Annotated in this window: 8 protein-coding genes; 2 read left to right on the top strand and 6 right to left on the bottom strand. The window is 66.1% G+C overall.

Features of this window, described 5'->3' with window-relative positions:
• Nucleotides 1-87 precede the first annotated feature (87 nt).
• The 3 genes from OIE68_RS19485 to gndA form a co-directional block, all read right to left on the bottom strand.
• On the bottom strand, nt 88-531 hold the full coding sequence (locus OIE68_RS19485; protein ID WP_327100785.1) for a YbaB/EbfC family nucleoid-associated protein: 444 nt from the start codon (nt 529-531) through the stop codon (nt 88-90).
• A gap of 22 nt (nt 532-553) precedes the next feature.
• Nucleotides 554-1,939 (bottom strand): hypothetical protein, encoded by a 1,386-nt coding sequence (locus OIE68_RS19480; RefSeq protein ID WP_327100784.1) that lies wholly within the window; start codon nt 1,937-1,939, stop codon nt 554-556.
• Between the two features lie 84 nt (nt 1,940-2,023).
• The gene (gndA, locus tag OIE68_RS19475; RefSeq protein ID WP_327100783.1) at nt 2,024-3,469 is read right to left on the bottom strand and encodes an NADP-dependent phosphogluconate dehydrogenase; all 1,446 of its coding nucleotides are present in this window, start codon (nt 3,467-3,469) and stop codon (nt 2,024-2,026) included.
• 53 nt (nt 3,470-3,522) lie between these two features.
• Between gndA and OIE68_RS19470 the strand changes: the two genes are divergently transcribed.
• Nucleotides 3,523-3,942, top strand: a complete 420-nt coding sequence (locus OIE68_RS19470) for a hypothetical protein (protein ID WP_327100782.1) — start codon at nt 3,523-3,525, stop codon at nt 3,940-3,942.
• Here OIE68_RS19470 and OIE68_RS19465 read toward each other — a convergent pair.
• From OIE68_RS19465 to OIE68_RS19455, 3 genes are all read right to left on the bottom strand, one after another.
• Entirely contained in the window at nt 3,871-4,725 is an 855-nt protein-coding gene (locus OIE68_RS19465; protein WP_327100781.1) for a PaaX family transcriptional regulator C-terminal domain-containing protein, read from the bottom strand. The two genes, OIE68_RS19470 and OIE68_RS19465, sit on opposite strands and share 72 nt — an antisense overlap.
• Before the next feature lie 90 nt (nt 4,726-4,815).
• On the bottom strand, nt 4,816-5,649 hold the full coding sequence (locus OIE68_RS19460; RefSeq protein WP_327100780.1) for a tryptophan 2,3-dioxygenase: 834 nt from the start codon (nt 5,647-5,649) through the stop codon (nt 4,816-4,818).
• 65 nt (nt 5,650-5,714) lie between these two features.
• Complete coding sequence (locus tag OIE68_RS19455; protein ID WP_327100779.1) at nt 5,715-6,560, bottom strand: helix-turn-helix transcriptional regulator; 846 nt, start codon at nt 6,558-6,560, stop codon at nt 5,715-5,717.
• A gap of 140 nt (nt 6,561-6,700) precedes the next feature.
• On the opposite strand from OIE68_RS19455, the gene OIE68_RS19450 reads away from it, so the two are divergent.
• Nucleotides 6,701-7,477 carry an NAD(P)H-dependent oxidoreductase gene (locus OIE68_RS19450; protein WP_327100778.1) on the top strand — a complete coding sequence of 259 codons (777 nt, stop codon included), beginning with the start codon at nt 6,701-6,703 and terminating at the stop codon, nt 7,475-7,477.
• Nucleotides 7,478-7,553: the final 76 nt, after the last annotated feature.

Raw genomic sequence — 7,553 nt, 5'->3', positions numbered from 1 at the left:
TACCCGGTCACCCTTCAACCCTCACCAGCGAAACCGAGAAGGCGATTTGCCTGGCGAAGAATCTTACTGCGTGCGCGGCGAGCCTTCTCAACGCTGGGAATAATTGTCCGGGTTTTCGTTGCGGCTCTCGGCTTCCACCGGCTCGCGCAGGCTCGACGCGCCGAGCACCAGGTCGGGCAGGTCGGGCATCGCTTGGACGGCCGCGGCAACCGGGGCCAGAATCTGTGTGGTCTGCTCCCGCATGCGACTGGCCGCCGCACGCCCGGCCTCGGTGACCGACCGGCCCAGTTGGTCGGCGGTACTGCGCGCGGCGTCCGCGGTGAACCGCACGTCGATGAGGACACCGGAGTTGTCGACGGTCACCTCCACCAGACCATCCGCCGAGGTCGCGGTGCACCGCGCGGTGTCCAACTCCCGCTGGACCTCGGCTCGGTGGGCGCGTTGCTCGGTGAGTGCGTCGAGAATGTTCTCGACCTGATTGCGCATCCCGAAGTTGGCCGAGCGCAGTCCTTCTCGTTCCCAACGGTCCATGACTACCTTCCTCCGGTCCGGATCAGCCGTGGCGTTCGGCGTATCGCCGTTCGAAGTCGGCGATGTAGACCGGCGGATCGATGGACGACGACGACTGCTCCAGCAGACCGTCGTCGCCGAGGTAGAAGATCGCCCGATCGGTCGCGACCATCCCGGCGGGCACCGGCACATGCACCATCCAGCCGACGCTGATTCGTTCGGCGACCAATTGCTCGAGCGGATATCCCGTGGTGTCCAGCACCCGCCCGGTGATGTAATCGCGGACCCGGGAGATCGCCTCCGCCGCGGGTATCGGCTCCAGCGTCGGCGGCGCCAATCCGGCCAGTGAGTACTGATAGAGCGCACCGTCGATATCGAACCGGCCATCCTCGCCGAAAACCTCGACCAGTTCCCGGTGCGTGACCCTGCCACCCTCGGCCGCGGCCAGCAGCGCGGGAATCGCTTCGCGCGCACCAGGATTCGGCTCTGTGCCGAGCAGGTCGGCGACGATCCCCAGCACCGTTTCCCTGGTCCACACCCCCGGGACCGCCACGGCGCACTCCTCCGCCGCCGGCGACGCCCCGCGGTACCAGCGCCCAGCCTCCCACCAGTAGCAGAACGACAGCAGACCCGATGCGGCACGTGGGTCGAGCACCGGATCGGCCACCCAATCCGGCGCACCGGCATAGAGATTCGGCATCGGCTCGCCGCCGTTGTAGACCGCGTCCAGGGTCGGTGCATTCCACACCCCGCCCGAGAGCACCGCCCGCCCGGCCGGAAGCGCATGCAACGTCGACCCGTCCAAGCCCGCGCCGTCGAAAACTCCCGTCCACGGCTGCATGCGAGGGCCGTGATCCGACCCGGCCGCGACAAAGGCCGCGGCGATCGTCGCCCAGCGCGCCCACATCTGCGGGAACGGGGGAAATTCGTATTCCGCCAGCGTCGCCCATACCTGGCGGGATCGATCGCCACGCGCCTGGGTGGCGGCCTGTTGCGGAGTGCGCCGCTGACGGTCGCCGTGGCCGATGTAGGCGCCCATCCACACCGGGATCTTGGCGCGCGGATAAGCCTCGAGGTCGGCGCGATACGCCTCCGGAGCGAACAACTGTCCGGGCGGAAACGGCTGCTCGCCATAGTCGTAATCGATATCTATCTCGCCGGACTCGGCCAGTACGACCAGCATGCGCCACCATGGTCCGCCATTGGATCGGGCCGCGAGCGTGCGCAGTTCCCGGACCAGCGTGAGGACCGACTCCGGGGGTGATAGCGGAACTACCTGATCGCCGACGGAGTACGCGAGCTGCCCGACTTCCCCCGCCACCGTGACCGCGAATACTGCATCCGCTTGCTGCCAGCCCGTCGGTCCGAGCGCTTTCAGCGCATCGGCGAGCCGCTGCTCGGCGGCTGGTTCGCGTGGTTCGTCCGCCAAACAGTCCTCCTCATTCGAGCGCGGGGCACCGGGAAGCCCGGTGCCCCATTGTCGAGCCTTCCCAGAGTTGGGACGGCGCTCGAATCAGTCGGCCGAAACCTCGCTGCGGTCGCCGCTCCACAGCGTGTGGTACTTGCCGGGCGCATCGATCCGCTCGTAGGTGTGGGCTCCGAAGAAGTCACGCTGGCCCTGGGTGAGGGCGGCGGGCAGCCGTTCGGCGCGCAGGGCGTCGTAGTACGAGAGCGAGGATGCGAACGCGGGCACCGGGATGCCGAGCAGGGTGGCGGTGGCGACCACGCGGCGCCAGCTGTCGATGGCCGTCTCGATCGCCTCGCGGAAGTACGGGGCGAGGATCAGGCTCGGCAGTTCCGGGTTCTGGTCGTATGCCTCTTTGATCCGGTTCAGGAAGCGGGCTCGGATGATGCAGCCGCCGCGCCAGATGGTGGCCATGTCGCCGGGACGCAGGTCCCAGTTGTATTCGGCACTGCCCGCAGCGATCTGATCGAAACCCTGGGCGTACGCGACGATCTTCGACGCGTAGAGCGCCTGACGGATGTCCTCGGTGAATTGCACTACGTCCGTGGGCTTTTCGCCGAGCTTGCCAGCGGCGAGCCCGACCGCGGCTTTACGCTGCGCCCGCGAGCCCGACAGCGCCCGCGCGAAGACCGCCTCCGCGATGCCGGTGACCGGGATGCCGAGATCGAGTGCGGACTTCACGGTCCAGCGCCCGGTGCCCTTCTGCTCGGCCGCGTCGACGATGACATCCACCAGCGGCTGACCCGTCTTCGCATCGACCTGGTTCAGCACCTCGGCAGTGATCTCGACGAGGTAGCTCTCCAGTTCGCCGGAGTTCCACTGCGTGAACACATCGGCGATCTGCTTGGCGTCGAAGCCGAGCGCGTCGCGGAACAGGTGGTAGGCCTCGCCGATCAGCTGCATATCGGCGTATTCGATGCCGTTGTGCACCATCTTGACGAAGTGTCCGGAGCCGTCGGGGCCGATATGCGTGCAGCACGGCGTGCCGTCCACCTGCGCCGCAATGGATTCCAGCAGCGGACCGAGGGATTCGTAGGATTCCTTGGGGCCGCCCGGCATGATCGCCGGCCCGTTGAGCGCGCCCTCCTCACCACCGGAGATGCCCGCGCCGACGAAGTTCAACCCGCGCGCCTTCATGGCGGCCTCGCGGCGAATGGTGTCGGTGTAGAGCGCGTTGCCGCCGTCGATGATGATGTCGCCGGGCTCCATGGCGGCGGCGAGTTCTTCGATGACGGCGTCGGTCGGATCGCCCGCCTTGACCATGATCAGCACCCGGCGCGGCTTCTCCAGCGCTGCGACGAAGTCCTCGATCGTTTCGGTGCGCACGAAGTTGCCGTCGCCGCCGTGTTCGGCCAGCAGTGCGTCGGTCTTGGCGATGCTGCGGTTGTGCAGTGCCACGGTGTAGCCGTGCTTGGCGAAGTTCCGGGCGATATTGCTACCCATGACCGCCAAGCCGGTAACCCCGATCTGCGCGGATGCTGTTGCGGACGCCATATATCAGCCCTCTCCGTTCGGCTTTCTCACCTACCGCAAGCAGCCTAGCCCTAGTGCTGTTGCGCCTTTCGCTGGTGTTCGCGCCAACGGGCGATGCGGCCGTACAGATCCTGCTGAACGAAGTCGAACAAGTCGACGGCCTGGGCGAGTCGCTGTCCGCTCGGGGGTGTCCGCGCTCCACGTCGTACCCGGCCCTGCCTGCCGGTTCGCTCGGCGACTGCTCGGTCGCAAGAAGACGCCGGCGGCGTGCTGATCCTGTTCGTTGCCGGTTTGCCACGATGCTGTGGGTCTGCACCGCTATTGCCGTGGTGGGTGCGATCGCATCGCTCCTGCCCCCGCTGCAGGTGGCGAAGGCCGTCGATCCGACCGAGTTGATGTGCCAGCGCGTGGCGGTGCTTTGCTCAACCACCGATGAATGCTCGTACCCACTGGCGACACGGTTCCAGATACCGCCGTCGGGCGTCTGCGAATAGGTGCACGCTGGCAGGGCCCGGCCAGTCGGTGGGCAGGATTTCGTCGGGCAATCCCGGATCGACGTAGGGGATTATCCGCCACTCGTCGAGCATCAGGGTGAAGTGCACGAAGGCATTTCTGTCGCTCGTGTCGTCGAGGTCGAGGATATTGCGGTGCCGCTGGTAGAAGGTTCGGTGTGCCGCCGCGAGGGCATCGAGGTCCCACCATTGTGCGGCCGCGTCCCGAAGGCTGCCGGGCACAGCGGGGTCGGTTGCGCGGAACGAGGTCACGTAGTCGTCGAGGTGCAAGGCTGTGACGATGGCGGATGCCTCGGCCGCGAGGTACTCCGGGTAGATCCACAGACCTGCCGCGACTGTGCCGCAACCGATCGCGGACAGTCGTCGCCGAAGCTGGTGTCGCGCAGCGCGTTCGGTCTCCGGGATGCCGTACGACAGCAGCCGCCACGCATCGCCCGAGGTCATCTGGCGGAATCCGAAGATTCTTGGGTCGCCGCGGGCGAACATGGCCAAGGCAGCGTCGGTCAGCGCGTAACCCGCACGCCCGCTACGGCTTTCGGCGTGCAGCACGCCCTTTCTCTTCAGGCGCGTGATCGCGGTGCGCGTGCTCGGTGCCGGAATGCCGAGCACGGCAAGCAGTTCAGTGAAATCGGCCACCGCGATCCAGCCGCCGAGGTCGCGGATATACGCGCCGAGCACCGTGCGGGTAAGTGAGGTCGCGCTGCCGGGGCGTGCATCGAAGTCATCGAGCACCGCGGACGCGAGCGCCTGTTGGTCAGTGGTCATCGCGTGTCGGGTATCCCTTCGAGGTCGAGGTCGAGGTCAGGTGTCGAGCGGCGACTCGACACGGCTCGTCCGGAATATCCGCTGATTTCGTCAGTGTCCAGTCCAGGTGCGGACGGCGAACAGCTCCGGGAAGTAGGTGTGCTCGAGTGCACGTTGCAGGAATCCGGCACCGCTGGATCCACCTGTTCCGCTTCGTCTTCCGATGACGCGCAGCACGGTGCGCAGGTGCCGGAAGCGCCACAGCTGGAAGTTCTCCTCCAGGTCGACCAGTTCCTCGAATGTCTCGTATATGGACCAATGTTCTTCTGGGGCCTCGTAAATCGACTGCACGAGGGCTAGCAGTTCGGGGTCGAGCTCGTGGGCCTCGGTCGCATCGCGTTCCAGCGCCGAGCGCGGCACCGCGAGCCCGGTACGGGCGAGGTGACGCCAGATCGCGTCGTAGAGGGTCGGTTCCCGCAGGAGCGTGGCCAGCTCTTCGTACGCCACGGGGTCGGATTCGAACACCCGAAGTACGGCCGCATTCTTATTGCCGAGAATGAACTCGATCGCACGGTACTGGTACGACTGGAAGCCGGACGAGTTCCCGAGAAAATCACGGAACTGCGCGTATTCGGTGGGCGTCAGCGTCGCCAACACGGACCACTGCTCGGTCAGCGTCTTCTGGATATGTTTCACCCGCGCAATGCATTTGAGTGCGACGCCGATGTCGTCGGCATCGAAAGCCGCACGCGCGGCTCGCAATTCGTGCAGTACCACCTTCAGCCATAGCTCGGTGGTCTGGTGCTGGATGATGAACAGCAGCTCATCGTGCTGCTCCGGTCGGCTGACCGGATGCTGCGCGCTCAGCAAAGTGTCGAGGTCCAGGTACGCGCCGTAGCTCATGCGAGAGCTGAAATCGGTGACGATGTTGCGTTCGATGGTCATCAGCGGCCCCGGTTCTCCTGTGGCCCCCGATTCACCGTATTACATGAACATGACGTTCGCTAGGGTTATGTCATGCGCCGGTCGGGCGCAACCGCGGCATCCGTGGCACCGAGGCTGGCCAGTATGCGCAGGTTGTCGTGGGATTCAGTGCCGGGTTCGGCGGACAGGATGACCAGTTCGGTGCCGGTTTCCTCCGGCAGGGCGAAGTTTTCCTGGTGTAGGTCCAGGGCGCCGACGAGCGGATGGGCGAAGGCCTTGCGGCCATGTGTCCGCGACCGGACGTCGGCGCGGGCCCACAGCTTGCGGAAGCGGTCGCTGTGCACGGCGAGTTCGCCGATCAAGGCCGACAGTTTCGGATCGTCGGGATACTTGCCCGCGGCCAGGCGCAGGTGGCCGACGACATCGCGAGTGCAGACCTCCCATTCGGCGTAGAGCGAGCGGCCGTCGTCGTCCAGGAAGATATGCCGGGCGGTATTCAGGCCCTTCATCGGACTGTGCCCGTAGAGCAACTCCGCGAGCCGGTTACCTGCCATCACTTCGAGGCGGTGATCGACGATGAATGCGGGCGCGTCGGGGATGAGATCCAGCACCCGCCGCAAACCGGGGCGGATGCGAACGTTCGGTGCCGACTTCGCCAGGCGCTGCGGGCGGCGGGCCAGCCGATGCAGATGCTCGCGCTCCACCTCATCGAGGCCGAGCACCCGGGCCAGCGCATCGAGGACCTGCGCGGACGGCTGCCGAGCCCGCCCCTGCTCCAAACGCACGTAGTAATCGACGCTCACCCCCGACAGATGCGCGACCTCCTCCCGGCGCAATCCGGCCACGCGACGGCGTGAATCGGTCGCGATGCCGACGGATCCGGGATCCACCCGGGACCGCCGCGTGCGCAGGAAGTCGCTGAGCTCGTCCATCCCTCCAGTATTGCCACGGCTTCGCGTGGCGAGGGTGGTCCTGCCGGTACCAGGAAGTCCCGTCCGATGGAAGAAGCGTCCCTGAACGGCGGCCGCGCGGACGCCGAAGATCGATCACATCCGATGTGAAGGAGCAGCCCATGCGGACACTCATCGTCCACGCCCACCCCGAACCGCGGTCACTCAACGGCGCATTGAAGGACATCGCGGTGACCACTCTGCGCGACGCCGGGCACGAGGTGCAGATCAGCGACCTGTACGCGATGCGATGGAAGCCAACGGTCGACGCCGATGATTTCGGTGAGACGAGTGACCGATTGCGGGTCGTCGAAGACTCCGGCCACGCATACGACACCGGCACACTCACCGCCGATATCGCGGCCGAGCAGGAAAAACTGCTCTGGGCCGATACCGTGATCTTCCAGTTCCCGCTGTGGTGGTACTCGATGCCCGCAATCCTCAAGGGCTGGGTCGACCGGGTCTTCACCTACCACTTCGCCTATGGCGTAGGCGAACACAGCGACACCCGCTACGGCGACCGCTACGGCGAGGGCACCCTCGCGGGCAAGCGTGCCATGCTGTCGGTGACGATCGGCGGCCGCGAACCGCATTACACCGATCGCGGCATCAACGGCCCCATCGACGATCTCCTCTTCCCGATCCAGCACGGCATCTTCTACTACCCCGGCATGGACGTGCTGCCCCCATTCGTGACCTATGGCACGGATCGCCTTTCGGCCGAAGACTTCACCGACACCGCCAAGGCCTGGGAGCAGCGCCTACTGTCGATCGAACAGACCGACCCCATCGCCTTCCGCACCCAGAACAGCGGCGACTACGAAATGCCCGCCCTGCGCCTGCGCGAAGGTCTGGAACCCAAGGGGCGCACCGGGTTCGGACTACACGTTCGTGCCTGATCCGAGGGACTCGGTACTGAGCTGGATATTTCCGAGGCGAGATCGGCCAGGGCTGTGCCGATCTCGCCCGCGGACT

The sequence above is a fragment of the Nocardia vinacea genome (genome assembly GCF_035920345.1).
Lineage (GTDB): Bacteria > Actinomycetota > Actinomycetes > Mycobacteriales > Mycobacteriaceae > Nocardia > Nocardia vinacea_A.
Note: the sequence above shows the minus strand (reverse complement) of the source record. Positions and strands in the feature narration are given on the sequence as shown.

Excerpts from the sequence above, each read along its gene's own strand:
- OIE68_RS19450 (WP_327100778.1), top strand. The coding sequence starts at position 6,701 with ATGCGGACACTCATCGTCCACGCCCACCCCGAACCGCGGTCACTCAAC.
- gndA (WP_327100783.1), bottom strand. The coding sequence starts at position 3,469 with ATGGCGTCCGCAACAGCATCCGCGCAGATCGGGGTTACCGGCTTGGCG.
- OIE68_RS19455 (WP_327100779.1), bottom strand. The coding sequence starts at position 6,560 with ATGGACGAGCTCAGCGACTTCCTGCGCACGCGGCGGTCCCGGGTGGAT.
- OIE68_RS19465 (WP_327100781.1), bottom strand. The coding sequence starts at position 4,725 with ATGACCACTGACCAACAGGCGCTCGCGTCCGCGGTGCTCGATGACTTC.
- OIE68_RS19485 (WP_327100785.1), bottom strand. The coding sequence starts at position 531 with ATGGACCGTTGGGAACGAGAAGGACTGCGCTCGGCCAACTTCGGGATG.
- OIE68_RS19460 (WP_327100780.1), bottom strand. The coding sequence starts at position 5,649 with ATGACCATCGAACGCAACATCGTCACCGATTTCAGCTCTCGCATGAGC.